Raw genomic sequence first — 21,864 nt, forward strand, 5'->3', positions numbered from 1 at the left:
TTCAACTCTTATGCGTAAATATTTTGCAAAATCTTGTCAGCACCTTGTGCCAAAAGTTGCTCGGCAATTTGCACGCCCAAAACCTCAGCATTTTCTACCGCACTTTGACCTTCCGCACGAATAATTGTTGAACCGTCAACACTGCCCACCAAGGCTCGCAAGTACAACATGCTCTCACGCAACACGGCATAACCACCAATAGGCACTTGGCAACCGCCTTGTAGGCGATTATTCATGGCGCGTTCCGCCAACACACAATAAGTCGTTTCGACATCAGCCAACGGTGCTAATAATTGTTTCACCTGTTCGTCATTCGTACGGCATTCAATCCCTACGGCGCCTTGCCCGGCAGCAGGAAGTGACTGTTCTACCTCAATAAAAGAAGTAATTCGATCCGCCAATCCCAAACGGATTAAACCGGCAGAAGCCAAAATAATCGCATCAAAATCACCGTTGTCCAGTTTGCTCAAACGCGTTCCCACATTGCCTCGCAAAGAGCGAATTTCCAAATCCGGACGTAAGGCTTTTAGCTGACACTGACGACGCAAACTGGATGTACCGACGATGGCTCCCGGAGGCAACTCGGCTAAAGTGCGGTAAGTATTTGAAACAAATGCATCACGCGGATCTTCACGCTTACAAATGACGGATAAACCTAGCCCCTCAGGAAATTGCATCGGCACGTCTTTCATAGAATGCACAGCGATGTCCGCTTCATTATTCAATAATGCATTTTCCAATTCTTTCACAAACAAACCTTTACCGCCGATTTTCGCCAACGGCGAATCTAAAATCACATCGCCTTTAGTGACCATCGTCACCAATTCGATTGATAAATCGGGATACAGTTGTTGTAAACGCGCTTTCACAAAGTTTGCCTGCCACAATGCTAATGGGCTTTGACGAGTGGCAATTTTTAAAGTTTTTTTAAACATAATAACGAGATATGAAAGTGATCTTATGTGCTTTATCCTACCATTGTTAGCCCGTATTGTCAGTTTCCATTTAATTTTTTTGCTTTCCTGAAGTACTGGTGATAGAGTACCCACCAGCCAAGTATGACTGTTGTAAAAAAGTTAGGATACGAATTGAAGTTTGATGTCAATGAAGCCAAAAAACGCGTGGACTTTCTAGATAAATTACGCCTTGATCGCGCTTTATCCGATACGACTGAATCCTTTCAACTTGTCTTTAAACTCATTCCTTTATTACTTCATTTTAACCATCCTGATCTTCCTGGCTATGTTGCTAACGCGCCGACCGGAATCGCTCATTTTTCTCTCACAGGTTTTCAACAAGATTATCTTGCTAGAACCCTCTCTGAAGAACAAAGAAAAAACATTCAAAAAAATCACCGCACTTTTGAGCAAGAAGCCATACTGGGCGTATATGTGATGGGCAGTATTGCCTCCATCGCCCAAACACCATCTTCCGATTTGGATATTTGGATTTGCCATCGAGAAGATTTAAGCCAAAGTGCGCTCGACCTATTACAACAAAAAACTAATGCAATTCAGCAATGGGCAAAACGCTTTCAAGTAGAAATTAACTTCTACTTAATGGATCAAAAGCGTTTCCGTTGTTTTCGTTATGCCGAACCGATGGATGGTGAAAATTGTGGTTCCACACAATACATGTTACTGCTGGACGAGTTTTACCGCTCTGCCATTCGTCTTGCCGGCAAACCTTTGTTATGGCTACATTTATTGGTTGAACGTGAAGAAAATTATGAAGCGGAAATTGAGCGTTTAACTCAAGAAGGGCAGCTGGATTTAAACGATTGGGTCGATTTTGGTGGTTTAGGCTCGTTCTCAGCAAACGAATATTTTGGCGCAAGCTTGTGGCAGCTTTATAAAGGCATTGATTATCCGTATAAATCTCTGCTCAAAATTTTATTACTCGAAGCTTATTCTTGGGATTACCCAAACACCTTCTTAATTTCTCGCGAATTTAAGCAAGCCTTACTAAATGGTGATGTGAACGTCGAACACCAATTTGATGCTTATTTAGCCATGTTACAGCGGGTTACCGATTATTTAACGCGTCAAAAAGAATTCAAACGGTTGGACTTTGTACGTTGCTGTTTTTATATCAAAGTACACGAAAATGAAGTGGCTCCCGAGGAAACGAACTGGCGTTTGGACGAACTGCTCAAGCTAACCCAACAATGGGGATGGAAGTGCGGTCAATTAGAGTGCCTCAATAATCGCCGACATTGGAAAATCAAACAAACCATGAAAATACATAATAGTTTGATTAAATTCCTCATGTTGAGCTATCGCAACTTAGTCCATTTTGCACGTAAACACCAAGTGAATGCCAGCATCATGCCACAAGACATGAGTGTGCTGACACGTAAACTGTACGCTGCTTTTGAAGAGTTGCCGGGTAAAGTGACCTTACTCAACCCACAACTGGCTGTGGATTTATCAGAACCGGCGTTGACGTTTATTGAAGTCAAACATAATCGACATTTTAAAGACGGTTGGTATGTCATCAATCAAACGCCGGACGTGGAAGGTTGTCGTCATCCTCGTTATATCGAATATAACGAAAGCTTGAATAAACTTGTGGCTTGGGCCTATTTCAATCGTTTATTAACCGCCAATACGCAATTATTTATTTCTAGCGATAACATAGAACTAAAAACGTTGCGCCAGTTTGTCACCGACCTCCGTTTAACATTCCCGATTGAAACGACCTTTGCAAGCAACGCCGATCTCAGCCATCCTTGCGAAATCCGTAGTCTTGCCGTGATTATCAATTTAACTCAAGATCCGACGCAACAGTTGAAGGATATCAAGCCCACCATCCAAGCCAGTGATTTGTTTAGCTTTGGTCCGAATGAAGAAAGCTTAGTCGGCAGCATTGACTTAACCTACCGTAATGTATGGAATGAGGTCAGAACGTTACATTTTGAAGGAGCGAATGCGATTTTATTGGCGTTAAAAGTGCTTTCCAACAAAATTTATCGCGGAGCACCATCACCGAAATTTGTGCAAGTTTTTTGTTATAGCCGTTACTATCGACATGCGTTACGCCGCATCGTCACGACACTCATTAATAAATGTATCAGCATCCAACTCGGGGTCGCCGAACCGCCGAAAAACAATTTATTGCGAGTGGCAGGAAAAAACTGGCAATTTTTCTTTGAAGAACGCGGTATTAGTTTGCAAGAAATTCATCACGGGCGGGTCACAAAAACACATCAATTTGACACCGCACTTAATAAAAAAGCCGCAGCAACGGATCCGATTCCAACAAAGCATCAAAAATATCCACGAGAAATCGATCGATTTGCAACGGAAGGTTTCCTGCAATTCTTCTTTGAAGATAATCCGAACGGCAGTTTTAACGTGTATATTTTAGATGAACTTAATCGCCTTGAGGTTTACCGCAACTGTGATGGTACAAAAGAGAAAAAAATTCATGAGATAAATCGAATTTATCAACTCTCAGGCTTGGATGAAAATGAGAATCCGTATAAAATCGTACAACGCGATTTTAATTATCCACAATTCTACCAATTATTAATGGCAGAAGAAGGAATAACGATTGTTCCTTTCCATAGCCGTTTGGCTTTGTCTTGAGGTGTAACATGAATGACAAATTAAAAGTTTTAATTATTGATGACCATCCGTTAATGCGCCGCGGCATACAACAACTTGTTGAATTAGAAGAAGGTTTTGAGGTTGTTGGCGGTGCAGGCAATGGTTCTGAAGGGATTAATTTAGCGCTACAAACCTCACCGGATCTCATTATTTTAGATCTGAATATGAAAGGACTCTCCGGTTTAGATACGCTTAAAGCATTGAGAGCAGAAGACGTTGATGCTCGCATTGTCATTTTGACCGTGTCTGATGCTAAAAACGACATTTTTACCTTAATTGATGCCGGTGCGGACGGGTATTTATTAAAAGATACCGAACCCGACACATTACTTTCTCAACTAAAACGCATCGCTCAAGGTGAAGCTATCCTCAGTGATTCCATTAAAAATCTCTTATTAGAGCGTCAATCTTCGCAAAGCCCTATTGACTCTCTTACCGATCGTGAAATTGACGTATTGCGTTTAGTGGCAACCGGTCTTTCCAATAAACAAATTGCCGGCCAATTGTTTATTTCGGAAGAAACCGTCAAAGTACACATTCGTAATTTGCTACGTAAACTTAACGTTCACTCACGCGTTGCCGCAACAGTGCTTTATTTTGAGCATAAAAACGGCTAAACCGTATAATTTCACAAGAAATAGCCGACAGCATTGTCGGCTATTTTTTTATTATCAATTTACTCGTCCCCTTTTCTTAAAAATATCGAAAAAATCCACCGCACTTTGTATAGGCGAAGCATTGCAGGGAAAAAACCTAACGAGTAAACTACCAAGGTTTAATGTGGGAGTTATATGAAGCAATTGTTCAATAAAAAAGCAAGTCAACGTTTCTATGCACTTGTATTTTCGTGCTTATTTTGGCATTCCTCCGCCTACGCCGAACATCTTGTCGATTTACAAATCGACGGAGTAAAAAACGATGCGTTAAAAAATAATATCCAAATTCACCTCAATGCCATCGATAAAGAAGAGGCAGACGGCTCCGAACGCTATCAAGATATTGTCAGCAAAGCCGTTGATAAAGGTCTGCGTGCTTTAGGCTATTATGATCACCAGATTCAATTTGAATTAAAACCGCGAACCAAGAACAAGCCGCTATTAATCGCTCACATTACCGTAGGCGAACCGGTAAAAATCGCTGCCACAGACATCGTGATTAAAGGGGAGGCCAAACAAGATCCGGAATTCATGCAACTGGAAAAACAGGTTCCTAAAACCGGTACCATACTCAATCATGAAACTTACGAAGATTATAAAAACCAACTGCAACAACTCGCGCTATTTCGCGGTTATTTTGATGCAGAATTTGAACAATCCCGTTTAGAAGTGATGAAATCCACACGCGAAGCTTGGTGGAATCTCACCTTCGATAGCAAAAAACGCTACCACTATGGGAAAATTCATTTCTTACACGCGCAAATTCGAGAAGAATATTTACGCAACATGCTTAACATTCACTCAAATGAACCCTATTTAATGAGTGATTTTTCTACCTTAACCAACAATTATTCCTCCTCAAACTGGTTCAGCTCAGTACTATTGCAACCGCACTTAGACGATAAAAAGAAATTAGTGGATGTGGATGTGCTGCTCTATCCACGCAAAAAAAATATTATGAATGTCGGACTAGGTTATTCCACCGATGTTGGGCCTCGTTTTCAATGGAGTTGGACGAAACCTTGGATCAATGATCGCGGGCATAGTGTCAGAAGCAATCTCTATTTTTCCTCACCGAAGCAAACGCTCGAACTGACCTATAAAATGCCCCTACTGAAAAATCCGCTGAATTATTACTATGAATATTCCGGCGGTTTTGAACGTGAAAATAAGAACGATACCAAAACAACCTCATCAACTCTTGCCGCACTACGCTATTGGAACCATCCTACCGGATGGCAGTATTCCTTAGGTTTACGCTTGCGCTACGATGCCTTTACCCAAGCGGATATCTCCGACAAAACGCTATTACTATATCCTACAACCTCGTTAACCCGTACCCGTTTACGCGGTGGTGCCTTTCCTGATTGGGGTGATTCACAACGTATTACCTTCGATTTTGGACGTAAATTGGGGATTTCTGATGTCAATTTCTGGAAAATTCAAGCGTCCACCGCTTGGGTCAGAACCTATGCGCAAAATCACCGTTTTCTTACTCGTCTAGAAATTGGCGTACTCAACACTGCAGATATTCACCGAATTCCACCTTCATTACGTTTCTTTGCCGGCGGCGATCGCAGCGTACGTGGTTATGGTTATAAAAAAATCTCGCCAAAAGATCGAAATGGCAAATTAGTCGGCGGCTCCCGTTTAGCGACAGGAACCCTTGAATACCAATATCAGGCTTATCCCGGCTGGTGGCTAGCTACCTTTGCTGATACCGGTCTAGCGGCAAATAGCTTTAAACCTGATGAATTACGCTATGGTGCGGGCTTTGGCTTGCGCTGGGCCTCGCCGGTAGGCGCCATTAAATTTGATGTTGCCACCCCGATACAAGACAAAGACAAGAGTAAAAACATTCAGTTTTATATCGGGCTGGGTAGTGAAATATAGCAACATAACACGGATTACTTCATGACAGAACAGACAGAAAAAGCGGCTCAAACAACGAAAGTAAAATCGCCAAAACGCCTTTGGCGATGGCTTTTATGCCTCATAAGTGCGGTCATTTTTTTACCTATTTTTGCCCTATTCGCCCTCCTTTCAACAGAAAGTGGTCAGCACAAACTCCTCCACTGGGCAGATGCAGGACTGGATGCCCTTTCCATTGAACAAGCACAAGGCAATTTAAAAGAAGGATTAACATTAAAACATCTTCGCTTTCAGACAGAAGGTGTGGATGCCCATATTGAGGAAGCGCATCTGCAGCTGCAATTAAGCTGTTTATGGCATTTAGACGTGTGCATTGATGATATCACCCTGACACAACCATCCATTCTGATTGACACCGCCTTGCTGCCACCCTCTGAGCCTAAAAAGAAAAGCAACGGGAACATGAAACATGTGTTCCTACCTATCTCGGTGCAAATCAATCGGTTAGCCGTTAACGATTTCTCATTATCTCTTGATAAAAATAAAATCACTTTAGGTACATTCCATACAGCAGCAAGTTTAAATAACGCCAATGGATTAACATTAGCGCCGACACAAATTGAGAATTTCAGCTTTATTCACGATTTAACCTCAACCAAAAAAAATACCGATACGTCTAAAAAGACTGAAACTTCCACACCAATTCAATGGGAAAAGTTGGAACAGTCTCTCCGTAAACCGCTGTTTAGTGAATTGCAGCAAATTGAACTGCCTTTTGCGATACACATTCAAGGCGTGCAAGGCAAAAACTGGCGATATCAAAGTCTCAGTGGGAAAAATACTGTCGAGCAAGATATCCTCGTTTCTGCTGCAGAACTTCAAGCAAGCGCAACTGATGATATTATCGAACTAGCTAAATTTGATGTGCAAAGCTCGCTTGGTCAGTTACAAGCGAATGGCCAACTAGAACGCCAACAAAATTTTCCGTTGCAATTTGATGCCACCGTAAAAATTAACGATATACGCCAAAATAACGAACTTATTTTGCCGGCAAGCCAAGCGGAAATCCGTCTCTCAGGCGCATTAAAAAAACAGACCGCACTTTCTTGGCAAACCCAGGGCGCGTTGGAGTCACAACTGAATGCTCAAATTCAGGCTGCTGAACCCAACCTTCCGCTTCAAGTGAACTTGACTGTGCCTCAAGCACAATACCCTTTTAATAACAAGGATCCTTTAAAAATTCAGGATTTCAATTTGACCGTAGACGGCAACTTAGCTGCCGCACAAATACAACTCAAAAGTGCGGTCAGTGGCATGGGAATATCAAACAGCGATGTGGCATTACAAGCCGTGGCCCATTTATCCGATATCGCGATTAATCAACTCAAACTCAATACCTTAAATGGCACGGCAGATTTAACAGGCAAATTAAATTGGCGTGATGGTGTGGAATGGAACGGGCATTTAGCGTTAGCAAAGATGCCGCTTAATGCCTACTTAGCCGATTTTCCGGCAATCATTTCCGGTAGCTTAAATTCACAGGGAAGAATCAATCAAGGCAAACCAGAAATTTCGGTTTCAGACATCGATCTGCAGGGCTCACTGTCACAACGCCCATTGAGCCTAACCGGCAATTTACATATGGCAGAACAGCCATTACTTAATGTACCGCAGCTCACCTTCACTTACGGGGACAACAAAATCAACGCACAAGGCAACCTTGGTTCCGTCTCCGATTTTACTCTTGATATTAATGCACCGAATTTAAGCGGTTTATTGACCGGTTTATCCGCCTCAGTTAATGGCAAGAGCGCCATAACCGGCAACATTATGCACCCAAACCTTGTCGTAGATTTAACCGCAAAACAGTTTCATTTCTACGACATCGACCTTGCTCAAGCCAGCGTTAAGGGGCAGCTAAATACCGAGCAACAAATCCAAGGTCAGCTTAATGCCCAGCTCAATGGATTTCATTACAATGACATCAAGGTCAATAACCTCCAACTCTCTGTTTCAGGAGATGAGCAAAAACACAGTTTGCAGCTAATTTCAGAAGGAAATCCCATTGCTGCCAACATGAATATCATCGGAAATTTCGACCGCACTTTACAACAATGGCAAGGCACGATTAGCCAACTTATGCTAAAAACGGAGTTTGGCCACATCCAAACGAACAAAAGCGTCGCTGTCACATACGACAATAAAAGCACCCAAAGTACCATTGCCGCCCATTGCTGGATGCACAGCAACATAGATCTTTGTTTTCCGCAAACCTTTAATGTCGGCACTCATGGTGAAATACCTTTTGAAATCAAACGCTTTGATTTAGCATTTATCAATAAAATACTTGAAGAGGATCTTTTGAAAGGCCAGCTGAATAGCAAAGGAAAAGTAGCCTGGTCAACACAGGCACCACTATCAGCTGAGATACAAATCAACGGCAATGCCCTATCTTTGATAAAAAAATTAGATTACCGGACTTTTAAATTAGACATGCCAAAAGTCGTGCTAAATGCCAATTTGGCAAATAACGATCTTGCCTTAAAAACAGAAGTTCATGTTCAGGAACAAGGCAAAATCAATGCCGATTTAAAATTGCAGGATATTGTTAACACTCGTAAACTGAGTGGTACTTTTACGATTCCTCATCTTAATCCTGCAATTGTTAACCAACTTTTAGCAAACGATGAAAAAGTCAGTGGAGAACTCAAAGCCAATCTCACATTAGGTGGAAACCTAAGCGCACCAACACTGAACGGCGATATTCTACTTAAACAACTGAACGCAAAAATTCGGGCATTACCTTTCGATATTAAAAATAGCGAATTAGCGTTACATTTTGCCGGTACCAAATCCACGCTAAAAGGATTTGTACAAACAGATGACAGTCGCTTAAATCTCAGCGGTGAAGCCTATTGGAAGAATACCAATGAATGGCGCACCCGCTTGAACGCGCAAGCAGAGAAATTTAAAGTGGACATCCCATCAATGGCGAAATTGACGATTAGTCCCAATATTGAAATCAGTGCCTCGCCAAAACTCTTAGAATTATCGGGAAATATTGAGATCCCCAAAGCGCGAATCGCCATTGAAAGCTTGCCGGAGAGCGCCATTGAAGTCAGTGCTGACGAAGTCATTTTAGACGGTAAGACAAAAAGAACATTGCCAAAAAATATTCCGGCAGAAACACGAAGCGGCATGGCGGTAAAATCTGATCTGAAAATTCATATTGGGGATGATGTCAGCTTAAAGGCTTATGGACTCAAAACCTATTTACATGGCTTACTTAGCGTAAGACAAGAAAAGGGGAACCTGGGTTTATACGGCGAAGTTAATCTTAAAAATGGGCGTTACGCCTCCTTTGGGCAGGATTTGATTATTCGCAAAGGCTTAATCAGTTTTGTCGGACGGCCTTCCCAACCATTCTTAAATATTGAAGCCATTCGCAACCCAGAAGCGATGGAGAACAATAGCGTCACTGCCGGCGTGAAAGTCACTGGATTAGCCGGCTCACCAAGCATGACTGTTTTCTCCGAGCCCGGCATGCCACAGGATCAGGCTTTAGCCTACATCCTCACCGGACGTTCTTTAGAAAACAGTGGCGATGCATCTTCAAGTGGCTCTGTGGGGGCGGCCCTATTAGGTATGGGGTTAGCTAAAACTGGGAATGTTGTAGGCGGCATTGGAAAAGCCTTCGGAATTAAAGATCTGAATCTCGGCACACAAGGTGTCGGTGACAGTTCTAAAGTGGTAGTGAGCGGCAATATCACACCACGTTTACAAGTCAAATACGGTGTGGGTTTATTCGATGGCTTAGCTGAAGTTACCTTGCGTTATCGCTTGTTACCACAACTTTATGTACAATCGGTATCAGGCGTTAATCAAGCCTTTGATTTACTCTACCAGTTTGAATTTTAATCTATGAATAACGAAAACTTACTCAGTAAAGCCAATGAACTGCATGCGCGACGTGGCGAGGTGCGTGAAATTGCTGCCATTGATCTCGGCTCTAATAGCTTTCACATGATTATTGCCCGTATCGTGAATGGCACGCTACAAGTGCTTTCCCGTCTTAAGCAAAAAGTGCAACTTGCCGAGGGCTTAGATGAAAACCAAGTACTCAGTCCCGCTGCGATTGAACGTGGTGTTAACTGCTTGGCGTTATTTGCAGAACGCTTACAAGGTTTTCCTGCCGACAACGTCAATGTGGTAGGCACATATACCTTACGCCGTGCTGTGAACAATGAAGAATTTCTACGTCAAGCGGCAAAAGTCTTCCCTTATCCTATTCATATTATCAGCGGTAAAACGGAAGCAAAAACCATCTACGCTGGCGTTTGCCATACACAACCTGAAATTGGTCGAAAATTTGTTATCGATATCGGCGGTGGTTCAACAGAGATGATCATCGGTGATAACTTTACACCATTAATTTACGAAAGCCGCCACATGGGCTGTGTGAGTTTTGCAAAACAATTTTTTCCTCACGGCCAAATCAATGAAGAAAATTTTCGTCTGGCAAAACAAAGTGCTTTAAACAAAATTGAAGATCTTGCTTGGGAATACCAAAATTTGGGTTGGCAATCCGTGCTCGGCTCGTCCGGCACGATTAAAACCGTCCATCAAGTTATTTGTGAAAACATTGATCCGAATGGCACTATTACTGCTGAACGCTTGAACCGACTCATTCAACAAACTTTGCAATTTAGCCACTTTGATCAAATCCAATTTAACGGACTAAATCATGATCGTGCTGACGTTTTTGTGCCGGGCTTAGCCATTTTAAGTGCGGTTTTTGAAAACTTTCAAATTGAGAAAATGCGTTATTCCGATGGTGCTCTGCGGGAAGGGGTAATGTATAGCTTGGAGCAAAACTTCCAAGTCAATAATATTCGTGAACGCACCGCACTCGGTTTAATGGAACAGTTTAATATTGACCAAGCACAGAGCGAACGGGTATATCAAAGCGCCTCGTTACTATTTGAGCAATACCAACATTGGCAAAACCAAGAAATGGTTGCTGAAATGAAAGACGTTCTCTTGTGGGCTGCGCGTTTACATGAAGTGGGGATTGTCATCAATCACAAAAATCTACAAAAACACTCTGCCTATATTTTATACAACACTGAGTTACCGGGTTATGACAATGAGCAACATCGTTTGCTGTCAACTTTGACACGTTATCACTTAGGGAATTTCAAATTGCCGGAGATGTTTAAATTTTCTCGTTATCACGAGCAAGATGTGCTGGCGTTAATTCGCATTTTACGCTTAGCAATTATCCTCAATCGAGCCCGCCAAGCAACAGAAAAACCTCAAAAAATCACATTAAAAACTGACCGCACTTTGGTAGATTGGTACTTAACATTTGAAACGGATTATCTACAACATAACCCATTAGTGAAAAACGATCTGGCATTAGAACATCGTTTCTTGCAGACATTGGGATTATCCTTATCAGCTCGTTAATTGATTTACTCTTCCATAAAAAAATCCCCGCGGATAATAGCGGGGATTTTTATTCTTTCGTCAGATTACGCTTTAGGACCTGCAGCAATTAATGCTTTACCTTCAGCATTTGTTGCATATTTTTCGAAGTTCTTCACGAAACGACCGGCAAGATCTTTCGCTTTTGCTTCCCATTGTGCTTTGTCTGCATAAGTATCACGCGGATCTAAGATAGCTGGGTCAACACCTGGTAAAGCGTTAGGAATTGCCAAGTTGAAGATTGGTAATTCGCCCATTTCAGCTTTTTCGATAGAACCATCTAAAATCGCATCGATAATACCGCGAGTATCTTTAATAGAGATACGTTTACCTGTACCGTTCCAACCGGTGTTGACTAAGTAGGCTTCTGCACCTGCAGCTTGCATACGTTTCACTAAAACTTCCGCATATTGAGTTGGGTGTAAAGTTAAGAATGCAGCACCAAAACAAGCTGAGAAAGTTGGGGTTGGTTCGGTGATACCACGTTCTGTACCCGCTAATTTTGCAGTAAAGCCTGATAAGAAGTAGTACTTAGTTTGTTCCGGTGTTAATTTAGAAACCGGTGGCAACACGCCGAATGCGTCTGCAGTTAAGAAAATCACTTTCGTTGCGTGGCCTGCACGGGAAACCGGTTTAACGATGTTATCGATGTGATAAATCGGATAAGACACGCGGGTATTTTCTGTTTTAGAACCGTCATCAAAGTCAACGGAACCATCTGCACGCACAACCACGTTTTCTAATAACGCATCACGACGGATTGCGCGATAAATATCCGGTTCGTTTTCTTCAGAAAGGTGAATAGTTTTCGCGTAACAGCCACCTTCAAAGTTGAAGATACCCACATCATCCCAACCGTGTTCATCGTCACCGATTAATTCACGTTTTGGATCGGTAGAAAGGGTGGTTTTACCGGTACCGGACAAGCCGAAGAATACAGCCACATCGCCATCTTTACCTACGTTAGCAGAGCAGTGCATTGCACCAACGCCTTTAAGCGGTAGGAAGTAGTTCATCATGGAGAACATACCTTTCTTCATTTCACCGCCGTACCAAGTACCGCCGATTAACTGAACACGTTCAGTCAAGTTAAATGCAACGAAGTTCTCAGAGTTCAAACCTTGCTCTTTCCAGTTCGGGTTGGTGCATTTAGAACCATTCATCACCACGAAACCTGGTTTGAAATCTTTTAATTCAGCTTCTGTCGGACGAATAAACATGTTTTTCACAAAATGTGCTTGCCATGCCACTTCAGTCACGATACGTACCGCAATGCGGTCTTGTTCGCTAGCACCACAGAAACCATCAACCACAAATAGACGTTTACCGGAAAGTTGTTTAGTCACAATGCCTTTCAAGCTCACCCAAGTTTCTTGGGTCATTGGTTTGTTATCGTTTTTCGCTGCATCGGAATTCCACCAAACAGTGTCTTTTGTGGTGTCATCCAACACAATATATTTATCTTTAGGTGAACGACCGGTAAAGATGCCGGTATCAACAGCCACGGCGCCGGTTGTGGTCAACGTACCTTTTTCAAAACCTTCCAAGCCCGGTTTAGTTTCTTCTTCAAATAATTGTTCATAACTTGGGTTATAAACAACCTCTTTGACATCATGAATACCAAGCGCTTCAAGTTCTTTAATAACTTTACTTAAGTCAGTCATAGATTACCTCTTTGTGTTAAAAGTGTTAAAAATAAAAACTGTGCTTATTCTATGAAAATTTCTACCTAAAAACTGTTATCTTGATCAAATATTTGAACATTACTTTCTTTTTTATTCGATTTTAGGGAGAATTTATCCGCCTTTTGGAAAAGCTACTCACTGCTTTATCAAAACGCGTCCAAAAAGCACCGCACTTTCAAGTGGGAACTTATGCTTGAAGGCTCGTTCGAAGTTGCACAACAATTTAATGAGATAAAAGGAATCACATGAAATTACTCAAATTATTTTTACTTGCGACATTACTTTATATTCCCGGTGTACAAGCTGCCGAAGCAACGGATTTGAACATCAAATACAGCTCCAATTATCTCATGCCTGCTTATGTGCATTTTCATTCCGATGGCTTTGAATATACAATCAATGCCAACATCAATATTCCCTTGTACAAAATTCAATTTATCTCGAAAGGTGCGCAAAGTAGCAATGTTTTTAACATGTTCAGCTACAAAGACACCCGCAATGACAAACCTTATGCAGAAGCAAAAATTGCCAATCGCCAAATTGAATACGGCAAAGTGAAAGAGGGCTTAAAAACCGAACCTCTCACCTTGCCAACCTACGATTTATTTACTGTCGCGTTCCAACTCAGTTATTACGACAAACTGCCGAACAGCTTCCAAATCACCAATGGTAAAAAGCTTTATCCAATGGAAAACGTAGTGCTAAACACAACGAAAAAACAAGTGAAATACAACAAACAAGAAGTGACTGAAATCACCTATCAGTTTAAAACCGGTGGCAAAGATATTGTGGTGAAAAAACACGAAGGGGAGAAATTCCCGCGCTTTATTTCCTACAGTCGGGATGGTGATGAATACGAGCTTACTTTTAGCGATTTTGTCAAAAATTAATCTTTCCACGAAAAAATAAAGCCACCTAAATAGGTGGCTTTATTATTGTCAAGTGCGGTCTAAAAAACATATGAATTTTAGACCGCACTTTTCTGTTCTATTTTAGCTGTTGCTCGATGATACCGCCGCCAAGGCACACCTCATCCAAATAGAAGACGGCTGATTGCCCCGGCGTGACGGCAATTTGCGGCTCATCAAAAATAACTTTGATGCTTTCATCATCGATAGGCTCAATCGTACAAGGCACATCCGTTTGGCGATAACGGGTTTTCACCGTACAACGCAACGGTTCACGAATCGGTTGACGATCGACCCAATGTAGTTGTTGTGCGATTAAACCGGTAGAAAGTAAAGCCGAATGATCATGTCCTTGCGCCACAATTAACTCGTTATTGACAAGATCTTTTTCCACCACATACCATGCTTCTTCACTGGCACCCTTCACGCCACCAATGCCCAAGCCTTTGCGTTGCCCCAACGTGTGATACATCAAACCATCATGGCGACCGATAATGTCACCCTCTACCGTGCGAATGTTGCCCGGTTGCGCCGGCAAGTAACGGGATAAGAAATCCTTAAATTTACGCTCACCAATAAAACAAATGCCGGTAGAATCTTTTTTCTTCGCCGTGATCAAACCTAAATCTTCGGCAATGGCGCGTACAATTGGTTTTTCAATGTCGCCCACCGGAAACAGACTTTGTCCCACTTGCTTACTGCTCAATGTGTATAAAAAATAGCTCTGATCTTTGTTAGCATCCAAACCGCGCAATAATTGTGCGTTATCATCAGTACCGCGACGGCGTACATAATGCCCGGTAGCGATATAATTCGCGCCTAAATCTTCTGCGGCATATTCTAAAAAGGCTTTAAATTTAATTTCTTTGTTACACAGAATATCCGGATTCGGAGTACGACCGGCCTTGTATTCGCTAAGGAAATGCTCAAACACATTATCCCAATACTCTGCCGCAAAATTGATTTTATGCAGCTTAATGCCAAGCTTGTCGCACACAGCTTGAGCGTCAGCTAAGTCCGCGGCGGCTGTACAATAATCGGTGTCGTCATCCTCTTCCCAATTCTTCATAAACAAGCCTTCCACTTGGTAGCCTTGTTGTTGAAGAATAAAAGCAGACACGGAGGAATCCACTCCACCGGACATGCCACAAATCACTTTTTTCGTGGCATTTTGGGCAAGTTGTTCAGCAGAGAGTTTCGGGAAATGTTTTTCGTAGATTTGTGATTTCATAGTTTAGTAATAAACGTTCCACTAAATAAATTATTGGGCATTCTACCGCAAATCAAGTAAGAGTAAAAATGCCCGACAATTTCGGGCACTTTCATACAGGTTATGGCATGATCACTTCATTGAACGTCGAGAAGTTACCGTTTTTCCTCCAATCCCCCAGTTATCCATATCGACTTCGTCAATAACCACCACTGTCGTTTCGGGATTTCTGTTTAACACTTTCTGTAATAAATGGGTGACACCTTCAATTAACTCCGCTTTTTGTTTAGCTGTCGGCGCCTCTGCACCACCGGTCACTTTAATATTGACATAGGGCATACTGTTCTCTCATCACAACGTTAAATGGAACTACTTAACTTCGTAAAATTGAGCTTTCTCTTTTTGCGCAAATTTTTGTTCATATTCTGCCTTGGCGTTTTCATCGCCTGCATCTAATTTTTCTTGCAAAGTGTCGCAAGGTTTATCGCAGTCACAGGCTTTCGCAATCCCTAAAGACGATAAACCGCCACAACTGCCTTTCAGCGCTTGGCGTTTCACAATATAGCCTAATGCCATGGCCAAAATAATCAGGATGAAAATCCCAAAAGTCACTAAGAATAATTTCATAATCTCTCCATAAATACTCTAAATATCTACCGCACTTTATCACTCAAAGTGCGGTCCTTTCTCACTCTGTTTTTTACTGAGCCAAGAATTGCTTAAATGCAAAAGACATTTCCGTGCGATAACCTTTGCCGTCCTTAATGATCATAAAAATCGGCAAATTTTCCCGTTCAGCCACCGCTAAGGCTTTTTCCTCGCCTAATACAAATAAACCGGTGGAAAGACCGTCAGCCGTCATAGAGCTTGGCGCTAATACGGTAATTGAGGCTAACGCGTGTTGAATCGGGTAGCCTGTTTTCGGATCAATTTCGTGGGAAAAACGCACACCATCTTGTTCAAAATAATTACGATAGTCACCTGACGTTGCCATCGCCATATTATTTAATCCGATGATCTGTTGAGCGGCTTGTTTGCCATCAAACGTCGGACGTTCAATCGCAATCTGCCACAGTTTATTTTCGGCATTTTTTCCTTTAGCACGAATTTCACCGCCGATTTCCACCATGTAGTTTTGCACATGAATACTTTCTAAATAATCCGCTACTTGATCAACACCGAAACCTTTCGCGATAGAAGAAAGATCCACATAAAGCTGTGGTACGCTTTTTGCGAGAAAAAACTTACCACTCTCTTCAGTGAGTGATAGCTTATCAATCCCGACCCAAGCTTGTCGCTCAGTAATTTGCTCTTGCGTTGGCTGTTTTTCCACGCGCTTTTCCGGTCCAAAGCCCCAAAGATTAACCACTGGCCCAACAGTCACATCCAACGCCCCTTGGGTCACTTGATTTAAGCGCATTGCTTCTTTAACCACAAGCGCAAAATCTGCCGAGATTTCGATCGGTGTATTTGTCTGTGTATTTTGATTAAAACGACTGATTTCAGAATCCTGGATGTAAGTGGACATTTTGGCGTTCACCGCTTTCAGAATCGACTCAATCTGTTCATGCGCTTGTTGTGATGTGATAGAAACTTCATTATTACCCCAATATTTAATGTGATAAGTGGTTCCCATCGTTTTACCACTCAGGGCAACTATTTCATTTTTTGCTGCCACTGCTTGCTGCGTTTCTGCTTGTTGTGAGGCTGCTTTCTGATCGCAAGCGCTTAACGTCAATGCGATGGCGACAAAAGCAAGCCCGCGAACGAATAAATGAGAGATTTGCACAATACTTTCCTAACATAAAATGGATCACACGCAAACCAACTGTTGAAATTGATTTGCGTGTGATGAATCAAGATGGAAAACGCTGTAAAAATTGACCGCACTTAAGAAGAAAGTGCGGTCATTTTTATGGTGTTTTTAAACCAAAACGGGATTAACCACCGAAGTCATCTAATAGGATGTTTTCGTCTTCAACACCGAGGTCTTTCAACATTTTGATTACCGCAGCGTTCATGACCGGAGGTCCACACATGTAGTATTCACAATCTTCAGGTGCTTCATGATTTTTCAAATAGTTTTCATAAAGCACGTTATGAATAAAGCCTGTGTAGCCTGTCCAGTTGTCTTCCGGCAATGCGTCAGAAAGTGCCACATGCCATACGAAGTTATCGTTTTCAGCTTGTAATTGGTCAAAGTCTTCTTGATAGAAAATTTCACGTTTAGAACGTGCACCATACCAGAAAGACATTTTACGTTTAGAGTGCAAACGTTTTAATTGGTCGAAGATATGAGAACGCATTGGCGCCATACCTGCACCACCACCGATGAAGACCATTTCATTATCAGTTTCTTTCGCGAAGAATTCACCGAATGGACCTGAAATGATCACTTTATCACCCGGTTTTAATGACCAAATATAAGAAGACATTTGTCCCGGAGGCGCATCCGGTTGACGTGGTGGAGGCGTTGCAATACGCACGTTCAACATGATGATGCCTTTTTCTTCCGGATAAGATGCCATGGAGTAAGCACGGATAATATGCTCATCGACCTTGGACACATAACGCCACAAGTCATATTTATCCCAGTCTTCATGGTATTCTTTCGGAATATCGAAATCTTTATAGTAAACCGTATGTGGGTCAGCTTCGATTTGGATATAACCACCTGCGCGGAATGGTACTTCTTCACCCTCAGGAATCGCTAATTTCAGCTCTTTGATAAAGGTGGCTTTGTTATCATTAGAAATAACGGTACATTCCCATTTTTTCACACCAAAGATTTCTTCCGGCAATTCAATGTCCATATTGCCTTTCACGTTCACTTGGCAAGAAAGACGATAGCCTTCTTTCGCTTCACGTTTAGTGATGTGAGATAACTCTGTCGGTAAAATTTCACCGCCACCGCTTTTTACTTTCACCACACATTGACCGCAGGAACCACCGCCACCACAAGCAGACGACACAAAAATCCCTTTGCTGGCAAGTGCACCAAGTAATTTTCCACCTGCTGGTAAAGTAATCGCTTTGCTTGGGTCATCATTAATCTTAATGGTAATGTCGCCGGAATCCACTAATTTGGATTTAGCAAATAAGATGATTGCTACAAGCACTAAAACGATCGCAGTAAAGGCTGCAACACCGAGTACAAGAATTGTTGTTTCGCTCATTTATGCACTCCTTATAACTGAATACCGGAAAATGACATAAAGCCAAGCGCCATTAAGCCTGCAGAGATAAAGGTAATCCCTAAACCTTTCAAACCTGCCGGCACATCGGCATATTTCATTTTTTCGGTTAAGCCTGCAAGTGCAACGATTGCTAACATCCAACCTAACCCTGCACCCACACCATAAACTGCAGATTCTGCAAAAGTGTATTCACGTTGTACAGCAAAAGATACACCACCAAAGATCGCACAGTTTACAGCGATAAGTGGAAGGAAAATACCTAATGCGTTATAAAGTGCTGGGAAGAATTTATCTAAAGTCATTTCAAGTAATTGAACAAGACCCGCAATAATCCCGATAAAGGTAATAAAGTTTAAAAACTCAAGGCTTACACCTTCTACCAATGCGCCATCTTTTAATACATGTTCGTATACAAATTGGTTCGCAGGCACCGCAATACCAAGTACCACTGTTACCGCAACACCAAGGCCAAACGCCGTAGAAACTTTCTTAGAAACTGCAAGGAAAGTACACATCCCTAAGAAGAAGGAAAGCGCCATGTTTTCAATGAAGATCGCCTTCACAAATAGGCTAATATAATGTTCCATTGATTATTTCTCCTGTTGCTCAGGTTTCCACGTTCTTAAGCCCCAAATCACGAAGCCGATAATAAAGAACGCACTTGGTGCAAGAAGGAACAAACCGTTCGGTTGATACCAACCGCCGTCTTGAATAGTTTGGAATACCGGGAAGCCAAATAAACGACCGGAACCGATTAATTCACGTAAGGTTGCCACGATCAATAAAATCGCACCGTAGCCTAAACCGTTACCGACACCATCTACAAAACTTTCTAACGGACGGGATTTCATCGCGAAAGCTTCCGCACGTCCCATAACGATACAGTTGGTAATAATCAAACCCACAAATACCGATAACTGTTTGGATAAACCATAAGCAAAGGCTTTTAACACTTGGTCAACCAAGATTACCAAAGACGCGATAATCGCCAGTTGCACAATGATACGAATACTGTTTGGGATGTAATGACGAATCATTGAAATAAACATACTGGAGAAACCGGTTACCAAACTTACCGCAATCGCCATAACGATTGCTGTTTGTAATTGAGTGGTTACCGCTAATGCAGAACAAATACCTAAAATTTGTAATGCAATCGGGTTGTTTTTCGCGATTGGATCAAGCAAAAGTGCTTTTAAATTGCTTTTTGCATCAGCCATTATCTTGCCCCCGCTTTAAATTTTGCTAAGAATGGACCAAAACCATTTTGGCTAAACCAATAATCAAAGGAACCTTGAACACCGTTACTGGTTAAAGTTGCACCTGATAAACCATCTACACCGTGCTCTTTATCTGCAGCAGAGCTACCTTTGTAGATTTTGAATTTTTGGTTTCCTTGTTCATCGAATAATTTTTTATCAACGAACTGAGCTTGCCAACGCGGATTGGCGATTTCACCGCCAAGACCGGCTGTCTCACCTTGATCATAGTAAGTAATCCCTTTGATGGTATTGGCATCCGGTGCAACAGAAACGAAACCGTACATCGTTGACCATAAACCTCGACCATACATTGGTAATACCACTTGGCTAACATTGCCTTGCTCATCTTTCACAAGGTAAACACGCGCCTGATTTGCACGCACTTTGATACCCGCTTTATCTTGCTCAGCAGGAATTGCTTGGCTAAGTGCGGTCGATTTTACCGCTGTTTTTGGATCAAATTTTTCCACATCATCTTTTGATGCTTGAATAAAATCACCGCTTTGCAAATCCACTAAACGCGGTTCAATAAACTTGTTATAAGTGTCTTTAATGACAGAAGCATTATCTTCTTTCATTAGGCCGGCAACCGTTAAAATATTACGCTGAACGTCAAGTGCTTTTTGTTCATCTTGTTTTGATTTCAATGCAACTGCGGCACCGGAAACCACAATAGAACACACCAAACTTAGCAATACAACAACGGTAACTGTACCGCTAACGCTATCTTTATTAAATTTAGCCATTTGTTCTTGCTCTCCGACGTTTGATATTTGCTTGAACCACGATGTAGTCGAAAATTGGTGCAAACAAGTTTGCAAATAAGATCGCTAGCATCATCCCTTCTGGGTAAGCTGGGTTCACTGTACGAATTAATACTGCCATCACACCAATTAACGCGCCGTACCACCATTTACCGGTATTCGTAAATGAAGCAGAAACAGGATCAGTTGCCATGAAGATCATACCAAGTGCAAAACCACCTAATACGAAGTGCCAATGCCAAGGCATGGAGAACATTGGGTTAGAATCAGAACCGATAAGGTTGAATAGGGTTGCTGTGCCAATCATACCGATCATCACACCCGCCATAATGCGCCAAGAGGCGATACGGGTGAACACAATCACAGCACCACCGATTAACAATGCGAGCGTTGAAACCTCACCCATTGAACCGGGAATATTACCAATGAATGCATCCATCCAAGTGATTGGTTCACCGGTGACCGTATGTTGCAATGCTGCTTGACCACCTTGTGACCATTGAGAAAGTGCGGTTGCGCCTGAGAAACCATCTGCAGCTGTCCATACTAAGTCACCGGAAATTTGAGCCGGATAAGCGAAGAATAAGAATGCACGACCAGCAAGCGCAGGGTTCATAAAGTTACGACCTACACCACCGAAGATTTCTTTCGCTACCACAATACCAAAACTGATACCAAGTGCCGCTTGCCATAATGGCAATGTTGGTGGAACGATTAACGCAAATAAAATGGTTGAAACGAACATCCCTTCATTTACTTCATGACCACGCACCACTGAGAACAATAATTCCCAAATTGTACAAACAGTAAATACCACTAAGTAAATTGGTAAGAAGAAGATCGCTCCTAACGCCATTTTTGAGCCCCAAGTTGCATTATTGGTTAAGTCTAAACCTAATGAACTTGCAAGCGCATAGTGCCAATCGTTAGCAATTAATTGATCTAAATTGCCTAATTGATTTAAGGCTGGGATCGCTTGGTTACCCACATTGTACATCCCGTAGAAAATCGCTGGGAACAATGCTAGGAAAACCGTAATCATCATACGTTTTGAGTCTAACGCATCGCGAACATGTGTGTTTTTGTGCGTTACTGTACCCGGTGTATAAAGCAAGGTATAAATCGATTCAAAGATCGGATAAAGCTTGCTGTATTTACCGCCTGGTAAAAACGCGGGTTCCATTTTTTCAAAAAGATTTTTCAAACCCATTT

General features: G+C 42.1%; 17 protein-coding genes. 6 read left to right on the forward strand and 11 right to left on the reverse strand.

Annotated elements, in window-relative coordinates; genetic code table 11:
• Positions 1-8: 8 nt before the first annotated feature.
• A complete protein-coding gene (gene hemC, locus J5A60_RS07670) occupies positions 9-935 on the reverse strand; it encodes a hydroxymethylbilane synthase (RefSeq protein ID WP_212509982.1) in 927 nt (308 codons plus the stop codon).
• Between the two features lie 153 nt (positions 936-1,088).
• Here hemC and J5A60_RS07675 point away from each other — a divergent pair, with 153 nt between their 5' ends.
• The 5 genes from J5A60_RS07675 (at position 1,089) to ppx (ending at position 11,608) form a co-directional block, all read left to right on the forward strand.
• Entirely contained in the window at positions 1,089-3,590 is a 2,502-nt protein-coding gene (locus J5A60_RS07675; protein WP_212510762.1) for a class I adenylate cyclase, read from the forward strand.
• An 8-nt stretch (positions 3,591-3,598) separates the two neighbouring features.
• Complete coding sequence (narL, locus tag J5A60_RS07680) at positions 3,599-4,228, forward strand: two-component system response regulator NarL (protein WP_212509983.1); 630 nt, start codon at positions 3,599-3,601, stop codon at positions 4,226-4,228.
• A 174-nt stretch (positions 4,229-4,402) separates the two neighbouring features.
• The gene (locus J5A60_RS07685; RefSeq protein WP_212509984.1) at positions 4,403-6,160 is read left to right on the forward strand and encodes an autotransporter assembly complex family protein; all 1,758 of its coding nucleotides are present in this window, start codon (positions 4,403-4,405) and stop codon (positions 6,158-6,160) included.
• A 21-nt stretch (positions 6,161-6,181) separates the two neighbouring features.
• Positions 6,182-10,057, forward strand: coding sequence for a translocation/assembly module TamB domain-containing protein (locus J5A60_RS07690; RefSeq protein WP_212509985.1), 3,876 nt, complete (start codon positions 6,182-6,184; stop codon positions 10,055-10,057).
• Between the two features lie 3 nt (positions 10,058-10,060).
• Positions 10,061-11,608 (forward strand): exopolyphosphatase, encoded by a 1,548-nt coding sequence (gene ppx / locus J5A60_RS07695; RefSeq protein WP_212509986.1) that lies wholly within the window; start codon positions 10,061-10,063, stop codon positions 11,606-11,608.
• Positions 11,609-11,673: 65 nt separating this feature from the next.
• On the opposite strand, the gene pckA is transcribed toward ppx, so the two are convergent.
• Entirely contained in the window at positions 11,674-13,290 is a 1,617-nt protein-coding gene (gene pckA, locus J5A60_RS07700) for a phosphoenolpyruvate carboxykinase (ATP) (RefSeq protein ID WP_212509987.1), read from the reverse strand.
• A 266-nt stretch (positions 13,291-13,556) separates the two neighbouring features.
• On the opposite strand from pckA, the gene J5A60_RS07705 reads away from it, so the two are divergent.
• A complete protein-coding gene (locus tag J5A60_RS07705; RefSeq protein ID WP_212509988.1) occupies positions 13,557-14,201 on the forward strand; it encodes a hypothetical protein in 645 nt (214 codons plus the stop codon).
• Between the two features lie 97 nt (positions 14,202-14,298).
• On the opposite strand, the gene mnmA is transcribed toward J5A60_RS07705, so the two are convergent.
• The 9 genes from mnmA to J5A60_RS07750 all read right to left on the reverse strand — a co-directional run bounded on the left by mnmA (position 14,299) and on the right by J5A60_RS07750 (position 21,862).
• Complete coding sequence (gene mnmA, locus J5A60_RS07710; protein WP_212509989.1) at positions 14,299-15,450, reverse strand: tRNA 2-thiouridine(34) synthase MnmA; 1,152 nt, start codon at positions 15,448-15,450, stop codon at positions 14,299-14,301.
• Between the two features lie 111 nt (positions 15,451-15,561).
• Positions 15,562-15,768, reverse strand: a complete 207-nt coding sequence (locus tag J5A60_RS07715; protein ID WP_212509990.1) for a 4-oxalocrotonate tautomerase family protein — start codon at positions 15,766-15,768, stop codon at positions 15,562-15,564.
• 30 nt (positions 15,769-15,798) lie between these two features.
• Complete coding sequence (nqrM, locus tag J5A60_RS07720; RefSeq protein ID WP_006719419.1) at positions 15,799-16,056, reverse strand: (Na+)-NQR maturation NqrM; 258 nt, start codon at positions 16,054-16,056, stop codon at positions 15,799-15,801.
• 73 nt (positions 16,057-16,129) lie between these two features.
• Positions 16,130-17,218: an FAD:protein FMN transferase gene (locus J5A60_RS07725; RefSeq protein ID WP_212509991.1), complete on the reverse strand. Its 1,089-nt coding sequence runs from the start codon at positions 17,216-17,218 to the stop codon at positions 16,130-16,132.
• Between the two features lie 151 nt (positions 17,219-17,369).
• On the reverse strand, positions 17,370-18,605 hold the full coding sequence (gene nqrF, locus J5A60_RS07730; RefSeq protein WP_212509992.1) for an NADH:ubiquinone reductase (Na(+)-transporting) subunit F: 1,236 nt from the start codon (positions 18,603-18,605) through the stop codon (positions 17,370-17,372).
• Positions 18,606-18,616: 11 nt separating this feature from the next.
• Positions 18,617-19,213 carry an NADH:ubiquinone reductase (Na(+)-transporting) subunit E gene (gene nqrE, locus J5A60_RS07735; protein ID WP_048750769.1) on the reverse strand — a complete coding sequence of 199 codons (597 nt, stop codon included), beginning with the start codon at positions 19,211-19,213 and terminating at the stop codon, positions 18,617-18,619.
• Between the two features lie 3 nt (positions 19,214-19,216).
• Entirely contained in the window at positions 19,217-19,846 is a 630-nt protein-coding gene (locus J5A60_RS07740) for an NADH:ubiquinone reductase (Na(+)-transporting) subunit D (RefSeq protein WP_212509993.1), read from the reverse strand.
• On the reverse strand, positions 19,846-20,634 hold the full coding sequence (locus J5A60_RS07745; RefSeq protein WP_212509994.1) for a Na(+)-translocating NADH-quinone reductase subunit C: 789 nt from the start codon (positions 20,632-20,634) through the stop codon (positions 19,846-19,848). The genes J5A60_RS07740 and J5A60_RS07745 overlap by 1 nt, the downstream gene beginning before the upstream one ends.
• A complete protein-coding gene (locus J5A60_RS07750) occupies positions 20,627-21,862 on the reverse strand; it encodes an NADH:ubiquinone reductase (Na(+)-transporting) subunit B (protein ID WP_212509995.1) in 1,236 nt (411 codons plus the stop codon). Before J5A60_RS07750 ends, J5A60_RS07745 begins: the two co-directional genes overlap by 8 nt.
• Positions 21,863-21,864: the final 2 nt, after the last annotated feature.

It is taken from the genome of Aggregatibacter sp. oral taxon 513 (assembly GCF_018128305.1).
Classification (GTDB): Bacteria; Pseudomonadota; Gammaproteobacteria; order Enterobacterales; family Pasteurellaceae; genus Aggregatibacter; species Aggregatibacter segnis_A.

What these genes read in the sequence shown, in the direction of transcription:
- J5A60_RS07690 (WP_212509985.1), top strand. Translation starts at nt 6,182, where the DNA reads ATGACAGAACAGACAGAAAAAGCGGCTCAAACAACGAAAGTAAAATCG.
- hemC (WP_212509982.1), bottom strand. Translation starts at nt 935, where the DNA reads ATGTTTAAAAAAACTTTAAAAATTGCCACTCGTCAAAGCCCATTAGCA.
- J5A60_RS07685 (WP_212509984.1), top strand. Translation starts at nt 4,403, where the DNA reads ATGAAGCAATTGTTCAATAAAAAAGCAAGTCAACGTTTCTATGCACTT.
- nqrF (WP_212509992.1), bottom strand. Translation starts at nt 18,605, where the DNA reads ATGAGCGAAACAACAATTCTTGTACTCGGTGTTGCAGCCTTTACTGCG.
- J5A60_RS07740 (WP_212509993.1), bottom strand. Translation starts at nt 19,846, where the DNA reads ATGGCTGATGCAAAAAGCAATTTAAAAGCACTTTTGCTTGATCCAATC.
- pckA (WP_212509987.1), bottom strand. Translation starts at nt 13,290, where the DNA reads ATGACTGACTTAAGTAAAGTTATTAAAGAACTTGAAGCGCTTGGTATT.
- mnmA (WP_212509989.1), bottom strand. Translation starts at nt 15,450, where the DNA reads ATGAAATCACAAATCTACGAAAAACATTTCCCGAAACTCTCTGCTGAA.
- J5A60_RS07745 (WP_212509994.1), bottom strand. Translation starts at nt 20,634, where the DNA reads ATGGCTAAATTTAATAAAGATAGCGTTAGCGGTACAGTTACCGTTGTT.
- J5A60_RS07715 (WP_212509990.1), bottom strand. Translation starts at nt 15,768, where the DNA reads ATGCCCTATGTCAATATTAAAGTGACCGGTGGTGCAGAGGCGCCGACA.
- J5A60_RS07750 (WP_212509995.1), bottom strand. Translation starts at nt 21,862, where the DNA reads ATGGGTTTGAAAAATCTTTTTGAAAAAATGGAACCCGCGTTTTTACCA.
- J5A60_RS07705 (WP_212509988.1), top strand. Translation starts at nt 13,557, where the DNA reads ATGAAATTACTCAAATTATTTTTACTTGCGACATTACTTTATATTCCC.
- ppx (WP_212509986.1), top strand. Translation starts at nt 10,061, where the DNA reads ATGAATAACGAAAACTTACTCAGTAAAGCCAATGAACTGCATGCGCGA.
- nqrM (WP_006719419.1), bottom strand. Translation starts at nt 16,056, where the DNA reads ATGAAATTATTCTTAGTGACTTTTGGGATTTTCATCCTGATTATTTTG.
- narL (WP_212509983.1), top strand. Translation starts at nt 3,599, where the DNA reads ATGAATGACAAATTAAAAGTTTTAATTATTGATGACCATCCGTTAATG.
- nqrE (WP_048750769.1), bottom strand. Translation starts at nt 19,213, where the DNA reads ATGGAACATTATATTAGCCTATTTGTGAAGGCGATCTTCATTGAAAAC.